Source organism: Cupriavidus sp. TMH.W2 (assembly GCF_050847365.1).
Lineage (GTDB): Bacteria > Pseudomonadota > Gammaproteobacteria > Burkholderiales > Burkholderiaceae > Cupriavidus.
On the sequence record NZ_CP193793.1, the window covers coordinates 343304 to 364282 of the forward strand.

The window sequence follows — 20979 nt, forward strand, 5'->3', positions numbered from 1 at the left end:
AGCATGTCAAACCGTGTCGCCATCGTCTCGATGGCACAAGTCAACTACAACGAAAAACGGGCGTGTTCGCCCGAGGAACTGGCCTACCAGGCAATCCGTCCGGTTCTGCAGGAAACCGGCCTGCGGTTCCTGCCGGCCTATGAGAAGGGCGGGATCGACGCAAGCCTGATCTGCCACGAACACTCGCGCATCGCGCGGCCATTCTCGGCCTCGCTGGTGGTGGACGTTGCCGGCGCGAACCTTCGTCCCGATGAAAAGATCGACCAGGACGGCGCCGTCGGCGTCCTTGAGGCGGCCTGGCAGATCGCCTCCGGCGAGTTTGAAACGGTACTCGTGGTTGCTGTTTGCCACGACTCAACCAGCCGCAGCGCGGGCAATGCGATCGAGAACAAAGTCTTCGATCCATTCTTCTGCCGGCCGCTCGGCCTCGACAACGTCCAGGCTGCCGCACTACAGGCAAACCGCTACATGGAGAAGTACGGTGTCACCTCCGAGCAATGTGCCGGGGTGTCCGTGAAGAACCTGCGTCACGCAAAGGACAACCCGCTGGCGCTGCGAGCAGGCGACTACAGCATTGCCGACGTGCTCGGCTCGAAAGCCTTGTCGGATCCGATCACGGCGCTGCAGACGCGTCCGTTCGGCGACAGCGCCATCGTAATGCTGCTGGCCAGCGAGCAGCGGGCCCGGCAACTGACCAGCAAGCCCGTCTGGATCAAGGGGCAGGCCAATTGCTGCGACGGCTACTACCTGGGGGATCGCGACCTCGCGGAATCCGAGGTGCTGAAGATTGCCGCGAACAAGGCCTATCGCATGGCTGGCATCAGCGATCCGCGCAAGGAGATCGACCTGCTCGAGGTGACTGATGAGTTCTCCTATCAGGAGCTGATGACCTACGAGGGGCTTGGCCTGTGCGACGCCGGTCAGGGCGGCCGTTGGCTGGATTCGGGCACGAGTCGCCGTGGTGGCCGTCAGCCCGTCAACCTGTCCGGTGGCGCGCTGTCCGGCTGTGCCCATACCACCATCGGCATGGCCCGAATTGCCGAGATCGTGCTGCAACTGCGTGGCGAGGCGGGCGCGCGCCAGGTGGACGGCGCCCGCACAGGGCTTGCCCATCTGGCTTCGGGACCTTGCGGGCAACTGCAGCAGGTCATGGTCCTGGGCACCACCCCCTGATGAACGGGCTGGTGACGCACGACGACGCGAGCCAGCGCGGCAACGGAGAAACAGAATGAATCGCAGAGTGGCAATCGTCGGCTTCGGCCAGACGGAGATGATGGCGCGCAGCCCGCTGAGCAAGGCGGAGCTGGCCAACCAGGCCGTGCGGCGGGCGCTGGAAGATGCGCAGATCACGATGAAGCAGGTCGACGAGATCGTCCTGGCCGACATCGACTATGTGTCGGGCACCGCGGAGTCGGAGATGGAGCTGGCCGACTGGGTCGGGCACCGCCGCAAGCCCGTGGTCAAGATCGAGACCGGCGGCACCGTGGGCGGGTCGGCGGCGCTGTCGGCCGTACACCATATTGCAGCCGGCGCTTGCGACGTCGCGCTGGTGTCGGCAACGGCGAAGTTCGTGGGCCCGCCGCCCGGCACGCTGCCGCGCGGGCCATTCCTGCAGGCGGCGATCAACTCCGGCCTGCACGCGCTTACCGAGAAATGGTGCAGCGTGGGCGCCGTGGGGACCTTCTCCCTGATGGCGAGCTCCTATGTGAAGCTGTCCGGTTGCACCGAGGAAGCGGTTGCCATCGCCCGGGTCAAGGCCGCCAACAACGCGCTTAAAAACCCCTATGCGCATCTGCGCGAGCACCTGACCGTGGAAGACGTGCTCAACTCGCCGATGCTGACGGCGCCGATGCGCCAGCTCCATATGTGCCCGATCACCGAAGGCTCAGCGGCGATGATCTTCGCCAGCGAGGACGTGGCGCATAAGCTCACCAAAAAGCCGGTATGGGTGAAGGACATGGTCACCATCCACTCCGCGCAGCACTGGGCCGCGCTGCAGGACTTCATCGCCCCCAGGGAGCGTTGCGTGCTGCCGAGCCTGGCCAAGGCGTGCGAAGTGCTCTACAAGCGCAACGGCATCACGCATCCGGCCAAACAGCTCGATGTGATCGAGATGTACGAGCCCTGCACCTGGGCCGAACTTGTGTGGATGGAAACCATGGGCCTGTGCGAGCCGAACCAGGCATGGAAGCTGATGGGCACCGGCGCCACCGATATCGATGGCGAACTGCCCATTAACCCATCAGGCGGGGTCACGTGTACCAACCCGGGCGTTCCCTCGACCCTGCTGCGTTATGGCGAACTGGCCCTGCAGATCCGCGGCGATGCCGGCGAGCACCAGGTCCCGCGCGATGTCAGGCTTGGCCTGGCCACTGGCTTCGGCGGCACCGGCTGGACGCCGCTGATGCTGCTGTCCAAGGACAAGTAAGGAGGAAAGGCAATGAGCACCGAGCAACCCGAAACCCTTCCCGTGCCGCCGACGCGCCTGCGCACGCCCTTCTTCATGGAGTACCCGCTGGGCTTGTTCAACGGCAGGTTTTCCCGCGAAATGCGCGACAACGGCCGCCTCATGGGCATGGTTTGTCGCCATTGCGGCTTCAGCATGCTGCCGCCGCAGGCCGTTTGCAGCGTCTGCCATGGCGAGAACTTCGAGGATCCGCAATGGGTGGAGATGGGGCCCGAGGCCACAGTGGCGGGCTTCATGTCGTTCAACATGCCATTCATCGACACCAACGATCTGTCGGTGCAGTCAAGCGCCTATCCCGTCGGCGTGCTGATGGTCGATTCGCCGGGCCGCAATGCCGGCTTCCTGTGGCACTACATCGGCGAAACCGACCTGAGCAAGGTGCACAACGGCATGCGTGTGCGCGCCGTGTTCCGGCCCGAGGCCGAGCGCAAGGGGTTGATGACCGACATCCTTTACTGGGAGCCGGTGCGCGACCCTGCCACAACACAAGGAGACTAAGGCAATGTATCCCGCATACCTGGAAGACGCGGAATCCGCCATCTTGCGCCAGCCGGTGCTGTATGCCGACATCAACTACGACGTCGGCGAGACCAATGGCCGCTTCTTCGCTGCACTGCGCGACCACGGCAGGATCACTGCGACCCGCTGCGCTGCCTGCGCATGCAGCTATGTGCCGCCGCGGCTGTCCTGCCCCGAGTGTTTTGCCGAACTGAACGAGTGGGTCGATGTCAGCGACACCGGCACGGTGGTCTCTTTCACCATTGTGCGCGAGCCCGGGATGCTGCAACCCGTAGCCCGCCCCTATGTCCTCGCGCTCATCCGCCTGGATGGCGCCGACACGGCGCTGGCGCACTACCTTGGCGACGTCGATGCCGCGGCCGTGAAGACCGGCATGCGCGTGCGCGCGGTGCTGGCGGACGAGCGCCTGGGCAACATCTGGGACATCCGCTACTTCAAACCGGTCGGCGACAGCGCCTGATCGAGATCCGGCGGCGCGCAGGCGCGCAAGCCGGGCTCAGGAGACAAGATATGGCGATCATCGATTTCTTCGACCGCGGCTGGCAGATCGATCCCGATGCTGTGGCCTACGTGATGGACGACGAGTTGTTCACCTTCGATGCAGTGGGCACGCTGTCATGCCGCATCGCGCACGCGCTGCTCGCGGCGGGCATGGGGCGCGGCAAGATCGGTGCGGTGCTGGGCGCCAACCACCCCACCGCGTGGACCTGCACGCTGGGCCTGTGGCGAGCCGGGATGGCGTGGATGCCGGTCAATCCGCGCGGTTCGACGGAAGAGAACCAGCAATTGCTGGACGGCTTTGACTGCGAAGTGCTGTTCTTCCAGAAGGCATTCGCGCCTGTCGTCGAGGCCATGCGACCGAAGTTGCCCAAGGTCCGGCTCTATGTCTGCATCGAAGAGGCCGTGCCAGGAGCAAGCGGACTTTCTGACTGGGTTGCGGGGCAGCCAGCGACCAGGCCCGTGGTCTCGTACGAGCCGGATGACACCGTCGCCGTGATGCCAACTGGCGGCACGACGGGGCTGCCCAAGGGGGTGATGAACACCCATCGCAGCTTCCAGGCCTTCTGCGCGCAGTTCATGATTGCCTGCAGCTACCGCGCCGACGAGAAGATCGTGAACCTGGCCGCCGCACCGATGACGCACACGGCGGGCGTGCTGTCACTGCCGTGTACCGCGCGTGGCGGCACGGTGGTGGTGCTGACCAAGCCGGATCCTGCCGCGCTGGTCGAGGCAATCGAGAGGCACCGGGTCAGCGAGTTCTTTCTGCCCCCGACCGTGATCTACCGGCTGCTCGACATGCCGGGCATCGGGGAGCACGACTACTCCTCGCTGAAGTACTTCATCTGCGGCGCGGCGCCGATGTCGGCCGAAAAGCTGCGCCGCGCGATGGCGGTGTTCGGGCCGGTCTTGATGGAAGCCTACGGCCAGACCGAGGCGCCAGGATCGATCGCGATCAAGCGGCCTGAGGAGAACTTCGCCGACGGCGAGATCGCCGACGACGCGCGGCTGCTTGCGTGCGGTCGCCCCGGCCCGTTGGTGCGCGTGGCCATCATGAACGAGCGCAACGAGCCGATCGGCACCGGCGAGACGGGCGAGATCTGCGTGCGCGGCGACCTAGTGATGAAAGGTTACTACAAGGCGCCGGAGAAGACGGCCGAGGCGATCGTCGACGGCTGGCTGCACACCGGCGACATCGGGCACATCGATGGCGACGGCTACCTGCGTATCACGGACCGCAAGAAGGACATGGTCATCACGGGTGGCTTCAATGTCTATCCCAGCGAAGTCGAGCAGGTGATCTGGGCCCACCCGGCAGTGCAGGACTGCGCGGTGATCGGCGTGCCGGATGCCACCTGGGGCGAGGCAGTCAAGGCCGTGGTCGAACTGAACCCAGGCATGGTCGTGAGCGGCGAGGAGCTGATTGCGCTGTGCAAGGAAAGGCTGGGCAGCGTGAAGGCGCCGAAGTCGGTGGATTTTGTCGCCACACTGCCGCGCAGCCCCAACGGCAAGGTGCTGAAGAAGGACCTGCGCACGCCGTACTGGACTGCGCAGAACCGCAGCATCTGAATACAGGGACGAGGAAATCCATGAGCAGCAATGTACTGATCGCCGGCGTCGGGATGGTGCCGTTCCGGCGCCCCGGCCAGAGCGACCCCTATGACGTGATGGCTGAAAAGGCGGTGCGCACCGCCCTGGCCGATGCCGGCATCGACTACAGCCTGGTGGACCAGGCTTTCGCGAGCTTCGTCTATGGAGACTCGTGCTCAGGAGAGCGCGCGCTCTACCGGGTCGGCATGACCGGCATCCCTATCACCAACGTCAACAACAACTGTGCTTCGGGCTCCTCGGCGCTGTACCTGGCGCGGCAGGCGGTGATGGCGGGCGCGGCGGAATGCGCGCTTGCGGTCGGCTTCGAGCAAATGCAGCCCGGCGCGCTCGACCGGGTGTTTCCAAACCATGCCGATCCGCTGGAGCGTCACCTCGAGAGCGTGGCGGCGGCGATGGGTTTTGGTGAGGCGGAACGCGCGTTGCCACCCGCGCTGATGATGTTCGGCTCGCAGCTCGAATGGACGGCGCGCGAACTGAAGATCCCGGACGAGGTATTCGCTCGCATTGCCGTCAAGGCGCGCGCGCATGCCAGGCACAATCCGCACGCGATCTTCCGCGATTCGCTCACAGTAGAAGAGGTGCTGGCCGCCCCCACGGTCTGGGGGCGCCTGCGCAAGCTCTACGCCTGCCCGCCGAGCTGTGGCGCCGCCGCTGTGATCGTGTGCAGCGAGCCGTTTGCGCGACGCCACGGGCTGCGTACGGACGTGGCGATCCTCGCGCACGAAATAGGCAGCGATATTTCTGCCGACCTCGATCCGCCGAACGTGCCCGATGCGCTGAGCCGGGGCGCCGCGCGGCGCACGGCTGACCGCGCGTACGCTACGGCCGGCGTGGCGCCGCAGGACATTGACGTGGCGGAAGTGCACGACTGCTTCGTCAGCAACGAGTTGCTCACCTACGCGTGCCTGGGCTTCTGCGAAGAGGAAGACCTTGAGCGCTTCGTTGTCGAGGGACGCAACACCTACGGCGGCCAGGTGGTGGTATGTCCGTCAGGTGGCTTGTTGTCCAAAGGGCATCCACTGGGCGCAACCGGGCTGGCGCAAATTACCGAGCTCGCCATCCAGTTGCGCGGCTGCGCCGGCCAGCGGCAGGTCGAGGGCGCCCGTACAGCGCTCCAGCACAACGGCGGGCTGGGCACTGCAGTATCGGTCGCGATCCTGCAGCGCCAGGGCTGAGCTTCAGGCCCTGCTCAACGCAACCACTGGAAATCATCTCCGCGAGCCTGAACATGAACCAGCCAGTCCTGTTGGCGCGGCAAGGTGCCGTCGCCACGCTTACGCTGAACCGGCCCGAGCGGGGCAATGCCATCGACGCCGAAGCGGTGCGCGCGCTGATCGGGTGCATCGACGAGGTGGCAGCCGACACGGAGGTGCGCGCGGTCGTGCTGCGCGCTGCCGGGCGGCAATTCTGCGCCGGCGGGAACATCGACGCCTTCCTCGATGCCGGTGCGGGCCTGCCGTCCATGCTGGAGGAACTGCTTGGCCCATTGCATGCTGCCCTGTACAAGCTCGCCACGCTGCCGGTTCCGGTGATCAGCGCCGTCAAGGGCCCGGTTGGCGGCGGCGGCATCGGCCTGGCGCTCTGCGCGGATATCGTGCTGGCGGCCGAGTCGATGAAGCTGCGCGGCGGCTATTCCGCTATCGGGCTCACGCCGGATGCCGGTTCGTCCTGGTTCCTGGCGCGCCGCGTCGGCGCCATGCGCGCCAAGCACATCTTCTTCACCAATGCGGCGCTTTCCGCCCAACAGTGCCTGGAGATGGGGATCGTGAGTGAGCTGGTCCCCGATGCGGAGCTCCCGGCACGCACGGACGCTCTGGCTGAAGCACTGGCGCACGGCGCGACCGCGGCGCTGGGCCGGATCAAGCAACTGGTCGATGGTGCTTACGAAAGAACACTGCACGAGCAGCTTGATCTGGAGCACCGGCTGATGATCGAGTCCGCTGCCAGTGCTCATGCCGCCGAAGGCATTGCTGCCTTTACCGAAAGGCGGGCGCCCAGGTTCTACTGACAACGGGACGCCGGGCGACTATGGCTCTAGCGGCGTTCTTCACGAGGTAAATCAATGCAAGTCAATCTCGATTTCACAGGCCGCCACGTCGTCGTATTCGGCGGTACCACCGGCATCAACTTCGGCATCGCGCAGGCATTCGCCAGGCAAGGCGCCAGCGTGACAGTGGCCAGCCGCAAGCAGGAGAACGTCGATGCCGCGCATCAGCACCTCGCACAGCTTGGCGGGCCGGTCCTTGGGGTCTGCGCCGATGTGCGCGATTTCGAGGCGGTAGGCCGGGCGTTCTCTGAAGCGGTCGAGCGCTTCGGCCCTGTCGATGTGCTGATTTCCGGTGCCGCGGGCAACTTCCTGTGCGAGGCGAAGAACATGTCGTCGAACGGCTTTCGCGTGGTGGTCGACATCGACCTGGTGGGCACCTTCCACGTGCTGCGCCAGGCCTATGGCCACCTGCGCAAGCCTGGCGCGGCGGTGATCAATATCACGGCGCCGCAGTCGTTCGTGCCGATGCGCTATCAGGCGCACGCCAGTGCCGCCAAGGCGGGGGTCGACCAACTGACGCGCGTGCTCGCGCTCGAATGGGGCGGTGATGGCATCCGCATCAACTCGATCTCGCCAGGGCCGATCGAGGGTACGGAGGGCTTCAGGCGGTTGATGGCGCCCACCGAAGCGGAGCGCGCCGCTGCGCAATCCAGCGTGCCGATGCAGCGCTTTGGCACCGTGGACGATATCGCCAATCTTGCGCTGTTCCTGGCATCGCCCTATGCGGGGTATATCTCGGGCGCGCTTGTGCCGTGCGACGGCGGTGGTGCCCTGGAGAGCGTCAAGGTGTCACTCGAAGCGGCGGGCCGTGCGGTTGCGGCGACCGGAACGCCAGCCTGAAGGGCGCTGTCCGGCGATCTGGCTGACCTCCGCGGGAGGCACTCTCAGGCTGCACGCGCTATGGCGTCGGCCGGCAGGGGATGGAATGTGAGTGGCAACGACAACAGCGAGAGCACCGGCGGCGCCGTGCTGGCGAGGCTCACCTCCTTGCGGCACGAGATTCGCCGCGCCAGCCGGCGCGCGAATGCGCTCGCCGCCTGTGCCGGGCGTCTGGGCAGCGAGGCCTATCGCGCCGCATTGGCAGAGGTCTTCGATGACTGGGTGACCAACAGCATCGGGCAGCAGCAACTTGTCTGCTTTGCCTCGGCAGCCGAGCTCGGGGTCCTGCTGGAGCAGCACGTTGATCGATGCTTCGCCACGGCGATGCAGTCGGAGGGCCAACTGCTGCGCGTCCTCTACTGGGCGGTCATGCGGCGCTGGGACTTTTACCGCCGCCTGCGCGCCGGTGACGGCCAGTGCCTGCCAGTTCAGGCTGAGCTGGTGGTCGATGCTTCACCGAATCCGCAGGCGCTGTGCGCGGACTGCGCCCGACTGTCGGAGGACCCCCGATGTGGAACCGGCCATTCGCGCCTCTATGCTCTTTCCGCCGCGTCCCGCCGGCACTACTCCTCGCACCTGGCGGTGTTGCGGTGCGAGCACCGCTGCAGCACCTGCGGGGCGCGCTGGGTGATGAGTTGCCACGCCGGCGATCCCTTTGTCGGCTGGACATTGCGCAGTGGCAGTACACGACAGGCCTCACAGGCATGCATGCATGTGGTTGCCTGATGGCTGTATGCGTTGCGGCGCACGCCATCAGCCAGCGGATTCCATAAGGCACGGCGCCTTCGCGTGCCTGTGCCGGAAAACTTGACAGGAGAAGACGCATGACCAGTCGTACTGCAAGACCGTTGTGGGTCCGCGTAACGTCCCGCGCCTCTGGCTTGGCCCTTGCCAGGGGCGCGGCACGCGCAGTCCTGGCGATTGCCATGGCGCTGTGTGTCCTGGCTGGCGCGCCAGCGCTGGCCGGCCCGCTCGATGACCCGAGGAACGATGCCTTCTACACGCCGCCCCAGCCGTTGCCGAGCGGGCCCCATGGCACGCTGATCCGCTCCCGTCCATTCATTCCGGTTGGATTGCTGGCTTACGGCTGGCAGGTCATGTACAAGTCCACCGACGTCAATGGCTTACCGATTGCCGTCACCGGCACCGTGCTGGTGCCCTTTACGCCGTGGCCCTCCGGCCCCCGGCCGGTTATTGCGTGGGCTCCAGGAACGCAGGGCCAGGCCGACAACTGCGCTCCCTCGCACCAATACGCGCTGGGCACGGAATATGAGGCGACGATTGCTGGCGCGACGCCGGCAACCCTAGCCCGCGGTTGGGCGATCGCGATGACGGACTATCAGGGTCTTGGTACACCGGGCGATCACACTTGGGGGATTGGCAAGGCCGAAGGGCAAGCCGTCCTCGACGCGGCACTGGCGGCGCAGCAATTGAGCGGGGCGGGCCTGTCGGCGAACGCCCCCGTCGGCATCATGGGCTATTCCCAGGGTGGCCATGCAGCGGCATTTGCGGCCGAACTGCAGCCCGCATATGCCCCCGGCCTGAATGTGCGGGGCGTTGCCGCAGGAGCTGGGCCATTCAGCATCGCTGATGTGTATGCGAACGTTAATGGTGGCCCGTTCGGCGGGGTAGGGCCGATTGCGCTGATGGGCCTGAACGCCGCCTACCCTGAACTTGACCTCACATCGATCCTCACACCGTATGGGCAGTCGGTGATTGCCGACTTTCGCGGCACAAAATGCCTGGCTGACGTGACTGCCACCTATCCGTTTCTGTCTGATTCTGCCCTCGTCCAGGCTCCAGCCATCCTAAGCCGCGCCGACTGGCTGGCGCGCATGGCGCAGAACCAGAGCGGCAATGGCGTGCCTGGCGTACCGGCATTGGTGTACGCGGGAACCCTCGACGAGATCATTCCCTTTGGGCAGAACCAGAAGCTGTTTGCCGCTTGGTGTGGGCGCGGTGGCAACGTGGCGTTCCGGACCATCGGAGCGACCGAACACGCCACTGGCCTGCTTCTCGGTTTGGCGGTTGCACTGGACTGGATGACACAGCGATTCGGAGGCGTCCCTGCAGTATCCGAGTGCCCATAGGGCGCTGCCCACACTTGAATTTCTAGTTACCGGACAACTTTACCTTATAGGACTTACGTTTGTGGCGGGCGTCGTGGAATTTGAAAAAATGCGATAGCTAAATAATCCTTATTATTTGGTATCTTAAAAATGCCGACGCCAGTTGGCTGACCGCCCCAAGGGCTCCCGTGTCGTGCCCTTCTCGCCCTCTCTGCTGCCGACCCTACGCCGTGCGCCATCGTTCGCCGCTAGGGGGCTTCTATGCCGTCACATCCATCGTGTCTGTCAGCGGGGCAATCACATGCCAAGGACGGGGAGGCGGAGCCCGGCCGGGGCATCACCCGCCCCCGTCTGGATCGCGGGCACTTCGCGTTCTTCCGGGCGGTGGTGCAGGGCCTCGCGCCGCGCGCCGTGTGGGACCGCTATCTGCCGGGCGCCCCGGGGGACACTGCCGATTTCGACGCATCTCGCGCACCCGGCTTGAGCGGGCCGGAGAAGACACACAGTGTGCCGCGCCTGACCGGCTGGATTCGGGCGGAGCTCTGTGCGGCCGCGGCACGCGGTGGCGATTTCGCGCAGGCCCGCTTACTCCGGCTGGACCTCGCGCCGTCTGGGCCAGTGGCCGTGCCCGCGCTTGAAACGTTTGCCGATCGCGAGGGGCTGGCGGAATGTTCGGAAGCCGAGCAGCTCGCGGCCTATGAGGCCGCTTTCGGCGGTGCCCTGTCCCAGCAGCGTCGACGGATCCGCTTGCTGCATCGCCAACTGGACGCCATCTATGCGCTCGAGGCGCGTATGGTCCACCCCCCGCAGCTTGCCGACGGCGTGGAAGCCTGGTTCGTCGATTCGCTGGCCATGCGCCTGCGTGCGATAGGGATTCCCTCGTTGGGCGCGTTGCAAACGTGCATGGCTGCCGGTCCGGATTGGTGGCAGGGTCTGCGTGGCATTGGCGCGATTAAGGCGCGGGCGCTGGAGGGGTTCTTCGTCGCGCACGCCGCGACCTTGGGTGCCCTCCCGATGCCGGAAGCGATCGTTCGTGCGGAAACTCGCGCGGCGGTGCAGCCCTCAACGAGTCCTTTTCTGCCCATGGAACGTCTAGTGTTGTCGAGCCAGCTCAGCGGTGCGGCGGGGCAGTTTCGTGCCCCCCGCGAACATTGCCTGCTGTCGGCGGCGGACGATCGCGCCGCCATCGACGCCTGGGTGGCGGCACGGAGTGGTCCGGCGTCGGGTGCCGCGATGGACTCTGAACCGTGCTCGTACGCCGGGCGGCGAGGCTCTCGCACCCCCACCCAGTCCGCGTATCGTAAGGAGGCGGAACGCCTGCTGTTGTGGGCGGTATTGGTCCGCCGGCGGGCGCTGTCATCGCTCGCCGTGGAGGATTGTGTCGCGTACTGCGAGTTCCTGCTGGCGCCCGCCCCGGAGTGGTGTGGCCCGCACGGACCACCGCGTTGGTCGAGTCGTTGGCGGCCCTTCGTCGGCGCCCTGTCCGTGCGGTCCTGCAGCTTCGCGGTCGGCGTGCTGGGCAACCTGTTTGGATTCTTGGTGGATCAGGGTTACTTGGTGGGGAACCCCTGGCGCGCGGTGGCACGTCCGAGTCGTCCCGCGGTGGGTCCTGACGTGGGGCGTGCCTTCACCACAAGCCAGTGGGCGCTGATTGAGCAGGAACTCGCCCGCCAGCGGCCCGGGCTTGCGACACACCGGCTGCAGATCGCGCTACCGTTGCTGCACGACACGGGCTTGCGGCTGGCCGAACTGATCGGGGCGACGACCGAGGATTTGCACTGGGAATCGTGGGCGGCGCCTGGCGCATCGCGTGTGGAGGGTTGGTGGCTCACGGTCCATGGCAAGCGCGGCAAGGTCCGCGAAGTCCCTGTCCCCGACAGTTGGGTCGCTGCGCTGTCGGCGTATCTCGTCGCGCGCGGCTACGCCGGCAGTCTGCCTCAACCGAGCGCCGTGCCGCTGCTCGGTGCGGCAACGCCGTGGTGTGCCGCAGAAAGCGAAGGCGATGCAAGCGTGTCGGGCAGCGCCTTCCATCGGCAGTTAAAGCGCTTTTTTGCCCATTGTGCCGCCGCGTTGGAGGCGGATGAGCCGGCTGCCGCAAGACACCTGCGGCGCGCCAGTGCCCACTGGTTGCGTCACACGCATATCTCGCACGCGCTCGAGGCAGGGGTTCCGATCGAAGTCGTGCAACAGAATGTCGGACATGTATCGCTCGATACCACCACGCGCTATGTCCATACGGAGCAGGCACGCCGTCACGTTCTCATGCGAAAGCTATGGCTCCATTCGACGTAATCACAGTGCATACAGCTAAACGGGAAATTTTTATTAGATTTTCGGTGCTTTTGTCTGATTAAAACTGAGTCGTCTGTGTAAGCGGATGGAAATCTAATATTTATTTTCTATGTCGTTGAAAAACAAGGATATTTTTCAATACGTTAAATAGAAGATTGGGTTGACAACTGGAATTGTGGAGAAATGTGCGCAAAGAAAAAGCCGCCTTTCAAGGCGGCTTTCTGTGCCGTATATTCGAAGAGCCCTCTTCTCAGGGTATCAACATATTCGGCAATTTTCGGATGCGTTTGGAGGGCGCATCCCCTGAAGGCTTCCACATGTAAGTTTCACATGCCGACGCATTTCCAGGCCATTGCTGACTGCTAGGTGACACTGACAGTATCGGCGGCGGTGTGGGAATCGTCAAGGCAGGGATGCCATTGCGCGTCTGTATTTTCCGAAACCCTTGATGATTGAGCTGTCACCATGACGAATACCTCACGAATGAGCGTCTGGCGCGTCGCCGCGCTCACATTAGGCGCCGGCGTCACGCCTGCGCGCCGCTTTCTCCGTCTCATGGCGTGGTGGACCGATGCCTTGCCTTGCGGTCCGCGTATGCGCGTTCCGGGTACCGCAAAGATCGCGTCTGGATGTCGCCGCCCATACGCACGATCCCCCCGACTGCCTGCCTCGTAACGGCCTGGCCGTGTCCATCCTGCGGCCCGTGCTCCTCGGGAGACGACGGGACTGCTTTTCCGCTTGTGACAAGACACCCTCGCGTGCGTCGTCATGCGAGGTGTCGCCCGCGAAGACGGAGGTGTGCAATGTCGATGCGAACCGCGGTCGTCCCTGGCGATCCGCCAAGAAACGTCAAGCCTGCCGGTGTCCAATCCTTTCTACTGGATGACTTGCCGGCGCTCCCCGAGACGGCTCTGGCCATGGCAGAGCAACTCTATGCCTGCAGTGCCAGCGACACCCCGCAACGCCAGCGGTTGCGACCATGGGAATCGCTGGAGTCAAGGCTGCGGTCGATGTGCCTCTGCACGGAAGCCGAAGCCCTGATTGCTTTGCACGTGCTCTCCGATGTCCGGCAGCGAGCGGCCGAGCGCGGTAGTTCAGGCGCCGCTTGGGGCGCAGCCTATGCCCGGGCGATGCATCTACTGCGAAGGCCCCCTACCAGCATGCCGAAGCCTGCCGAAGCCGAGCCGGCCGAGTCCAGGCCGCTTCTCCAGCATTGGGGGGGCGGGGTCGTCCGTACGCACCTCGTCAGTGCACCCACAAGCATGGCCGTGGAGCGAACGTTCTATGCGTTGCGCGACCTGATCGGCGTGAAGCCGCGGCACACGCAGATGCAAATATTCGACGAGAAGGGAGCGCTGGTCGGTAGCGATGGGTGCCGCATCGATCATGTGCCGCTCTTGATCGCGCCGATGTCCGACGGCCACTGGGCGATAGAACTGCTGATGGCGCTGTTGCAAGCGCTGGGGAGCCAAGACCTTGGCGGCGAGTTGATACGCGCAAAATTCGGCGGGATCGAAACCTACTTATTGGGGCGGATGCATGCGGCCAATGTGGGGGCGCTGGTCATTACCGGCTTCACTTCCCAGCACCTAGTGCCCGAGCTACCGCGTTTTTGGCGGTTGCTGTCTCGCATCGCGCGGGAGGGCTTCGTTGTCGTGCTATGCGCGACCGCTGCCGTGCGAGCGGCGTTCCTGCATCCGGAGTTCCGGGCATTGTTCCCGCCACCTCACGAAATTTTGGCTTACGACCCTGGCAACTACGCGGGGATTACGCAGGCCATGTGGGAACTCTTCGCCCGCAGCGGTCCGATGCCCGCAGCGTTGTCCCGGATCTTGCCGGAAACGCATGGTTTAAGAGCTCCGATGGTCAGTTCCTGGGTGCTATACAACCGCCTCGTAAACCAACATGGCATGGACCCGTCAGCCGCCACGCGGGGCTTGGTGGACAAGGCCTGTATTGGGCATCTCGCCATGGCACGGGAACTGTACGGCCGAATCCTGGACGCTGAATCCATCTCCCAAAGTGAGTATGCCCAGTACCAGGATTATTTGCCTTGGGAGACAGATGTCAGAGATGACGCCGCATCGTCCGTGCAAGCGGCGGGAGAATCGTCATGATGCCGCGGATACCGGTTCTGCTGCCCCGACCGCCGCAGGAAGCCGCGAGCAGCATCGCCCGCGGACTGTTCATGGATTGCGACACCATCCTTGCGGCGAAGGATCGGTTTGCCCCCGGTCGTGCATTTGGCACCGTGCCCCGCATGTCGCTGACCCAGTTAGCGTCCCTCACTAGCGGGTTGTATGGCAATGCCGAGCGGTTGTTGAAGGAGCATTCGGCATATCCGTTGCTGGCGCTTGGCCTGCTGCCGGAGATGGCGGCCACGCAGGGGCAGCGCCTGTTGCATGGCAGCGGTCGTTCGGTACAACCCACCCTGCGGGTATGGGCGGGCATGCGAGTGGGCGGCATTCGCATCTGTCCCGAATGCGAAGCCAGCGCGTGGGAGCGCTTCGGTGTCAGCGCGTTCTTTTGGCCACACCTTGTTCCGTTCGTGCAAGCGTGCCCCTGGCACGGCTGCAGGTTAGTCGAGCGTTGTCCGCATCCGACCCCCGAGGTCAAGCGCGCCCCAACGCTTCCCGCGACGGCCGACCTCATTGCCTATAGCCAGGCCATCTTGGCGATCGCCGGTCTGGGCGATCGACATGTGGTGGCTAACCATTTCGCAGAAGGACTGGCGACAGCAGGCTTCTGCTCCGGGACAGGCCGTGCGCACACGCGTGCGTTTTCTGAGGCGTTCTACCACTTCTGTGGCGACTTGGACGTCGCGCCATCACTGCGCAAGCTCGCAGCGTTGCCAGGGCGTGGTGCAAAGGTGCTGGCTTGGGTGGCGGGTCGCGCGACGCTACATCCGATCTATCTCGCGTTGCTATGGATGTTTCTCGAGGATGGCGGAATCGGGAAAGCTCGACCAGTGAAGCCTGCCGCGGTGCAGCGCCCGACCATGATGCCGAGGGCATTACCACAGCGGGCATGGCGTGCCGGCCGGATACGTCCGCTGCCAGTTGACGGCCGTCATCGATACTCGCGCCAAGATCTGCCTGACCTGATTGCTCGGCAGTGCACCCCCAATGAGATTGCTCGCCTGTGTCGATTGTCACTGGACACCGTCTATCGCGAAATCCGGCAACAGGGCCTGCGTCCCACGCTCGCGACGGCGCAGCTTGAGCGGATCCGCTCGGAGGCTCGCCTAGTATGGCTAGCGAGAATGCGGGCGGCACCGCAGTCCTCAGCCAACCAGATTGCCCGCGGAGAGCCGCGGCTGTTCCATTGGCTGAGCCGCCACGATGCAGTGTGGCTGCATGACCATTGGCCACTGGTGGCAGGCCCGACATCGCTTACGCGACGCGACGCCCATGGCGTCAGCGGTCAAGATGCGTCGCTTGCGGCAAAGATCCGACGGGCAGCAGCCTGGCTCACGCAAGAGTACCCCCATCGGCGACCGTCAATTGCCGCGCTGCGGCGCCAGCTTGGCATGTCAGAGTATGCGCTGCGGAAGGCATCCAACGCCGCGCGCGTGCAACAAGCAATTGATCAGTACTTGCGCATCGGGCCGGTCAAGGACGCCTTGCCGGCGCACACGTGCAGGAACGCCACCGCCAGGAGGACCCGAGCATGAAAATCAAATCTATGATGAGCGCACCGATCGTGATCGGCAATGCGATCGCATTGCAGCCCAACGAACTGATCTCCGCCTTTGTTGAGCGAATCTATCGCGGTGCCACTGTCACTTCGAACAAAGCGATCACCGATATACGTAATTCGGTTGTGCATTCTTCGGTTGGAATGGTCGCGGGATTAGGACGTATTTTGCCAGCGTTTGGCGAGCTGTGCCCCGATCCTGTCTCGGTAAGTTTAAGGCATACCCATCTGCGACTCCTTACGCCATTCCTTGGCATTGGCGAGGCGAACTTACTCACCGAAAATGCCATCAGTGGACTGATTTCGACGATAGGTGAGCCCCGGAAATTCCAAAGCTATCGGGCGAGACGTAACGCTGCACTGGGTGCTTGTCCGGAATGCATCCGGGAGCAAGAGGCGACACGCGGCTTTGCAACGTGGGATACAGCGCCGAGCGTTAGAGGCTACAACTGGTGTGCTCGACATGCAGCAGTAGTCGTCCACAAATGCGAGGCGTGTGGTTTAGCCTACAACTATCTGGACTTCGGCTGGGCGCCGGTTCTGCGCTGCAAGTGCGGAAAGTTCATGGCTCGGCGGTCGCCATCGCGGCCCTGTGATTTTGCTCAGGGTATCGCATACGACATCGAGCAAGTGCTGGCTGGCAAACTGGACGGTATCTACGGGGAGGAAGTTCGTGCTGTCATGCGAGAAGGCAGTGAGCGGCTCCGCGTGTTTCCGGGCAGTCCTCTTGCGCGAACTGTCGCATTGTTAGAGGAAAGCGGCGCGCGGGAGTTTTTCGAACAAAACTACGGTACCGCGCATCGGTATGACAAGCTCAGGCTTGTCATGATCGGGAACCGCTTTAGCGGGCTCCCCGTGGTCAATCTCATCGCATGTCGCTTATTGTATGGTTCGATTGACACCCTGCTTTCGACTATCCTGGTCAAGCGTGCCATCGCCAATGTGGCCAAGAGCCCGATGCCCGGTTTTGCCACCGAATACTCCGAAGGACAACGTGCCGCTGCGAGACTGTTGATTGCCGAAACGGTGGTCGCACACCCGGACTTGCCGCGTCGATTCCTGTATGAGAATGCCATCGCCCCGATTACGGGAATCATCTCCATGGACGCTGAATGGGTCAACGCGCTGGCGATGCAGCACCAAGCGAGTAGGAAGGCGCTTCGTCGACGACGCACCGATGCCGATTTGGCTCGACGCATCGAGGCGCGTGCGATTGCTTATCAGCAAGATGCTCGTGCACCTCGCATCACGATACGGATGCTGACACAAGGCATCTTAGACGAATGTTCCATCAGCGACTACCCTGCACGTCGCACAGTCGTCGATCGTTATCGGGAGGTGGAGGGAGAATGCGACCGACGTCGATGGCGCTTGTTAGCAAGGGAGTTTCCACAATGTGTGGACCCACATATGGCGACGGTACTCGCCCGTGCGCAGGACTTCTCTACATCGACGATCGGCAAGTACTACAGACGCCTGGTGCAGCGTGTGGAGCGACTAGTCGGAGAAAGACGTGATCGCTCATGACGCCATCATGCTCTGCACCTTCGAGCGACATTGTGTAGCCGACTCTCGCTTGATTTTGCCTGTGCGGGATCGTTTGCACGTATTGACGGGACGGCGGCACGACAATCAACTCTTCGCCAAACGCAAGCCTTACTCATTGTCTTCCGTCACCGCAAACGTGCGGGGCGGGCAACCTCTCTTGGAACAGTCGCAGGGTGAGCGTATTGCCGATGCTTTGCTCTGCGCGTCGCCTTATGTGATTGACATTCGCTGTCACTATCCTGTCTGTGTGGCGAGGAAGAGCGCACCGCAGATCATCGATCGCATGGTCGTGGTAGAGCTTTTACAGCGACGTGGCGTACCGCATCTGCACGCACTGTTCATGGACGCTGAACGCCATCGAACTGCCCGACCGATGCTCGTGTCCCTTAACGTGACGACCGAATTGTTCGACAGGTTTTCCTTCACGGCGGCGCAGATTCACAACGCCTACTTCTGCAATGGCCTTGTCCAGCGCCACGACATCCGTGCCCTGAGAAGCGAAGCGTGGCAGTTTGCCGGGACGCTACTGGAAAGTGAACGTCGGCGTCGAGGACGGCCAACCGCGCATTGCGCTCGGCGCTATAAGCCATGCGATCTGGATAGCCTGATGCTCCGACTCGGGCGGCGATTGCGGCTCGGTACGACAGATCTGGAAGCGCGCGACGCTGCCTACACGCGACTCGGCGCCGCACTGGTACTGGGATACTTGGAGCTGGATGACGGCTATGCGCTGGAGGTGAGTCAACCGCTGCGCCTGAGGCTAAGGAGTCAGCATGAGGATCGCTGAATTGTCGTTATTCCAATGCGTGGAGGTACGGCGATCCGGTTGCGTCACAACGTATCGCGTCGTGGCCTACCAAGAGCGGACCGACCGCTATGCGCTCTACGACATGAGTCAAAACCCTCGCGCGAGACGTCAGAAGCTGCAGATAGTCCCGGCCTGCGCTCTGATTTCGAGTGACACAGTCAAGTACCTCGTGCATGACCCTGTCCGGGCGAAATTTCCCTCGGAGGCTTTGCTTCCCGAGAAGTACGCCGCGCTGCGCGATACGCATTGGGCAATGGTTCAACGCCTGTTTGGACGGCTGGGTGAACGGGATTCAGCGTTGGAATCGCCTGATGGTCACGCACAGGAGGATATTTTTTTCGATCGAACTTGGTTAAAACGCCGCGTTCAAGAGGAAGCGAGACGGTTAGATTTGGTGACGGGGCAGCTGTATCGACTGTTCTGGCGGTGTGTGCGCTATGGCGGTGATCGTCGCGCCATGACGCCCACCTACCATGAGTGCGGCGCAAAGGGGAAACCGAAATCCTTGCTTGAACATGCGGAGAAACCAGGAAGAAAGGCGGCAGGGTACTTTCTAGATCCCGAACACTACCGCCCCGAGAATCGGATGACTGCATTCTGGCGGGGGCGCATTGTTGCGTTGATCGTTTCGATCGCTGCTCGGTCGCCGGAGTCCGCGCGGGCACGGTTCTCGACCTTGCGAGAACTGGTCCGCGAGTTTAACGCCGACTATGTTGGAGTGCCGGGTAGCATGCGAGACGTGACCCGCGCCCAAATCGGGGCACGTCGCATCCCTGAGCCGCACACGGTAGCCCGCCACATGCGAGCCATCCTCACTGAACTGGGGCCAGAGTTGGGCGGCTTGCTGCCTGAGTGGCGTCCCCCGCCCACGGGACGAGCCACCGACATCGGGCATCCACTCGAAGTCATAGCGGACCTCGATGGGACCGTGTTCCCGTACGTCGAAATTGTGGTGCCGAACTCGAATCGAACCGCATACCTTTCCATTGGCTCTCCCCGACTCATCCTCGGCATTGTTAGGGGGAGTGACTATCCACTTGGCTGGTACGTGACGATCGGGCCAGAGAATCGTATGGCCTACACCTATTGTCTGGTTTCTATGTTTTGTGACAAGTCGCAACGATTCGCTCAACTTGGATTCACCGCCGCGCCGCGATGGCTAAGGAGCGGCAACGTCGACCGCGCAGTGGTGGACCGGGGACCGGGAGCCGCGAAGGAGCAGCAAATCTGGACACTGGAATCCCTGCATGTGAACCTAACCAAGACGCCGGCATACTTCGCGCCGGGCAAGGGCGGAGTCGAAGGGGCGAATGCACGGGTGAAGGACGGCTTTATCGGCAAGCTGGCACTGACCAAAGAACTGGAGAGGTGTGTGAAGCCGGTAATCGAGCAACGGGCGGCGGCAGGTCCGAAGTACTCAAACGTGAAGCGGAGAGGAAAGGGTCGTCCGGCCAAGGCAGTCATCTACATGGAGTTGCGAGATTTTGAACGGCTCGTGGTCGAAGTACTGAACGATTTGGCTGGCGCCAAAAGAACGGATCCGCGGGCGGAGACGCGCGATGGCCTTGTGGCAGGAAAACTACCGACACGCTATGACGCATTTTGCGCCCAACAGGAACGCCGTCGGGGCGATCAGAACTATGCGCATACCGAAGACGAGATTCGCAGTGCGATTTTTGACAGACGATTAAAAAGAACGCGGTTGCGTAACGGTCGTTTCTGCCTGCCACGCCAAATGGAGTACGGTATCGACCCCCACGATCCGATCCTCACGCCACCGTTGCGCGCGCTGCACGAATATGAATGCAGGATGGGCGGAATGGGCCAACCCGTGTATGTGAAGGCCTGTGCTGACTGTTGGGGTAACGCGGCGTTGTGGCGCCATCCTGACGATGGTCAGTGGCTAAGAATTCCACCGACCACAGAGTCGGTCCAGCGATGTGGCAGAGATGCGGACCTGGTGGAGATTGAACAGCAACAGTTTCAATGGCTGGAACGCAAGCGTCGAAAGGAAGTTGACGACATAGAGCACAAACGCAAAGCGAAAGGCGTTGGAGGGCAGGCGGCCGCCCAGGAGATTGCCAAAATTCAGAAAAGTGCAGGGCTCACTGCGAGTCATTCTGGTTCAAATGCTGGCGTTCGACGCATGGCCATTGCCGCGGAGAAGTTGCGTGAAACGGTGGTGGACGCGAAGGCCGCTGGCGTTGCATCACAGACTACATCTGCCACCCCCTCGTTGCCAGCGGGATTTCTACCTCAGCACGGTCTGTTTGGGGGCGTGGGTACAGTCGTGGATTTAGAGGCCTTGCGGGCAGCAAAGCGCGAGGCAGCGAATAACTAGCGATTTTCTGACGGAATGCGGCTTCACAGGGCGCGGAGTCAGGTACAACCAACCCGGCTATGAGCGAACGGCGGGCAGCCCGGATAAGGAGGCAGGCGATGTATGCGTTTCAGCGCGCGCTCGCATTCGGGCAAGTAGATCGTCTACCCGCAGTGATTCAACGGTGGTCGGTCAGCTGTGTTTTCCTGAACCGGCAAACGGATG

16 protein-coding genes are annotated in these 20979 nt (G+C 63.2%); all 16 read left to right on the top strand.

Going from position 1 to position 20979, the window contains the following annotated elements; all coding sequences use genetic code 11:
* Window positions 1–3 precede the first annotated feature (3 nt).
* The 16 genes from ACREYQ_RS19165 to ACREYQ_RS19240 all read left to right on the top strand — a co-directional run bounded on the left by ACREYQ_RS19165 (window position 4) and on the right by ACREYQ_RS19240 (window position 20775).
* Window positions 4–1173: a thiolase family protein gene (locus tag ACREYQ_RS19165; RefSeq protein ID WP_432261769.1), complete on the top strand. Its 1170-nt coding sequence runs from the start codon at window positions 4–6 to the stop codon at window positions 1171–1173.
* Between the two features lie 55 nt (window positions 1174–1228).
* Entirely contained in the window at window positions 1229–2428 is a 1200-nt protein-coding gene (locus tag ACREYQ_RS19170) for a thiolase C-terminal domain-containing protein (protein ID WP_011614759.1), read from the top strand.
* Between the two features lie 12 nt (window positions 2429–2440).
* The gene (locus tag ACREYQ_RS19175; protein ID WP_011614760.1) at window positions 2441–2965 is read left to right on the top strand and encodes a Zn-ribbon domain-containing OB-fold protein; all 525 of its coding nucleotides are present in this window, start codon (window positions 2441–2443) and stop codon (window positions 2963–2965) included.
* 4 nt (window positions 2966–2969) lie between these two features.
* The gene (locus ACREYQ_RS19180) at window positions 2970–3446 is read left to right on the top strand and encodes a Zn-ribbon domain-containing OB-fold protein (RefSeq protein ID WP_432261770.1); all 477 of its coding nucleotides are present in this window, start codon (window positions 2970–2972) and stop codon (window positions 3444–3446) included.
* A gap of 50 nt (window positions 3447–3496) precedes the next feature.
* Entirely contained in the window at window positions 3497–5053 is a 1557-nt protein-coding gene (locus ACREYQ_RS19185; protein WP_432261771.1) for an AMP-binding protein, read from the top strand.
* 20 nt (window positions 5054–5073) lie between these two features.
* The gene (locus tag ACREYQ_RS19190; protein WP_432261772.1) at window positions 5074–6270 is read left to right on the top strand and encodes a lipid-transfer protein; all 1197 of its coding nucleotides are present in this window, start codon (window positions 5074–5076) and stop codon (window positions 6268–6270) included.
* Between the two features lie 71 nt (window positions 6271–6341).
* Window positions 6342–7103: an enoyl-CoA hydratase/isomerase family protein gene (locus tag ACREYQ_RS19195; RefSeq protein WP_432261773.1), complete on the top strand. Its 762-nt coding sequence runs from the start codon at window positions 6342–6344 to the stop codon at window positions 7101–7103.
* A 54-nt stretch (window positions 7104–7157) separates the two neighbouring features.
* Window positions 7158–7982, top strand: a complete 825-nt coding sequence (locus ACREYQ_RS19200; protein WP_432261774.1) for an SDR family oxidoreductase — start codon at window positions 7158–7160, stop codon at window positions 7980–7982.
* A 60-nt stretch (window positions 7983–8042) separates the two neighbouring features.
* Window positions 8043–8747 carry a hypothetical protein gene (locus tag ACREYQ_RS19205; RefSeq protein WP_432261775.1) on the top strand — a complete coding sequence of 235 codons (705 nt, stop codon included), beginning with the start codon at window positions 8043–8045 and terminating at the stop codon, window positions 8745–8747.
* Between the two features lie 200 nt (window positions 8748–8947).
* Window positions 8948–10111 carry a lipase family protein gene (locus ACREYQ_RS19210; protein WP_432261776.1) on the top strand — a complete coding sequence of 388 codons (1164 nt, stop codon included), beginning with the start codon at window positions 8948–8950 and terminating at the stop codon, window positions 10109–10111.
* A 240-nt stretch (window positions 10112–10351) separates the two neighbouring features.
* On the top strand, window positions 10352–12382 hold the full coding sequence (locus ACREYQ_RS19215) for a tyrosine-type recombinase/integrase (protein WP_432261777.1): 2031 nt from the start codon (window positions 10352–10354) through the stop codon (window positions 12380–12382).
* Between the two features lie 803 nt (window positions 12383–13185).
* A complete protein-coding gene (locus ACREYQ_RS19220) occupies window positions 13186–14499 on the top strand; it encodes a hypothetical protein (RefSeq protein WP_432261778.1) in 1314 nt (437 codons plus the stop codon).
* The gene (locus ACREYQ_RS19225) at window positions 14496–16055 is read left to right on the top strand and encodes a TnsD family Tn7-like transposition protein (protein ID WP_432261779.1); all 1560 of its coding nucleotides are present in this window, start codon (window positions 14496–14498) and stop codon (window positions 16053–16055) included. The genes ACREYQ_RS19220 and ACREYQ_RS19225 overlap by 4 nt, the downstream gene beginning before the upstream one ends.
* Entirely contained in the window at window positions 16052–17605 is a 1554-nt protein-coding gene (locus tag ACREYQ_RS19230; RefSeq protein WP_432261780.1) for a hypothetical protein, read from the top strand. The genes ACREYQ_RS19225 and ACREYQ_RS19230 overlap by 4 nt, the downstream gene beginning before the upstream one ends.
* A complete protein-coding gene (locus ACREYQ_RS19235; protein WP_432261781.1) occupies window positions 17592–18413 on the top strand; it encodes a hypothetical protein in 822 nt (273 codons plus the stop codon). Before ACREYQ_RS19230 ends, ACREYQ_RS19235 begins: the two co-directional genes overlap by 14 nt.
* Window positions 18400–20775, top strand: coding sequence for a hypothetical protein (locus tag ACREYQ_RS19240; RefSeq protein ID WP_432261782.1), 2376 nt, complete (start codon window positions 18400–18402; stop codon window positions 20773–20775). Before ACREYQ_RS19235 ends, ACREYQ_RS19240 begins: the two co-directional genes overlap by 14 nt.
* Window positions 20776–20979: the final 204 nt, after the last annotated feature.

Coding starts and splice junctions, on each gene's coding strand:
- ACREYQ_RS19165 (WP_432261769.1), top strand. CDS start 4: ATGTCAAACCGTGTCGCCATCGTCTCGATGGCACAAGTCAACTACAAC.
- ACREYQ_RS19170 (WP_011614759.1), top strand. CDS start 1,229: ATGAATCGCAGAGTGGCAATCGTCGGCTTCGGCCAGACGGAGATGATG.
- ACREYQ_RS19175 (WP_011614760.1), top strand. CDS start 2,441: ATGAGCACCGAGCAACCCGAAACCCTTCCCGTGCCGCCGACGCGCCTG.
- ACREYQ_RS19180 (WP_432261770.1), top strand. CDS start 2,970: ATGTATCCCGCATACCTGGAAGACGCGGAATCCGCCATCTTGCGCCAG.
- ACREYQ_RS19185 (WP_432261771.1), top strand. CDS start 3,497: ATGGCGATCATCGATTTCTTCGACCGCGGCTGGCAGATCGATCCCGAT.
- ACREYQ_RS19190 (WP_432261772.1), top strand. CDS start 5,074: ATGAGCAGCAATGTACTGATCGCCGGCGTCGGGATGGTGCCGTTCCGG.
- ACREYQ_RS19200 (WP_432261774.1), top strand. CDS start 7,158: ATGCAAGTCAATCTCGATTTCACAGGCCGCCACGTCGTCGTATTCGGC.
- ACREYQ_RS19205 (WP_432261775.1), top strand. CDS start 8,043: ATGGCGTCGGCCGGCAGGGGATGGAATGTGAGTGGCAACGACAACAGC.
- ACREYQ_RS19210 (WP_432261776.1), top strand. CDS start 8,948: ATGGCGCTGTGTGTCCTGGCTGGCGCGCCAGCGCTGGCCGGCCCGCTC.
- ACREYQ_RS19215 (WP_432261777.1), top strand. CDS start 10,352: ATGCCGTCACATCCATCGTGTCTGTCAGCGGGGCAATCACATGCCAAG.
- ACREYQ_RS19220 (WP_432261778.1), top strand. CDS start 13,186: ATGTCGATGCGAACCGCGGTCGTCCCTGGCGATCCGCCAAGAAACGTC.
- ACREYQ_RS19225 (WP_432261779.1), top strand. CDS start 14,496: ATGATGCCGCGGATACCGGTTCTGCTGCCCCGACCGCCGCAGGAAGCC.
- ACREYQ_RS19230 (WP_432261780.1), top strand. CDS start 16,052: ATGAAAATCAAATCTATGATGAGCGCACCGATCGTGATCGGCAATGCG.
- ACREYQ_RS19240 (WP_432261782.1), top strand. CDS start 18,400: ATGAGGATCGCTGAATTGTCGTTATTCCAATGCGTGGAGGTACGGCGA.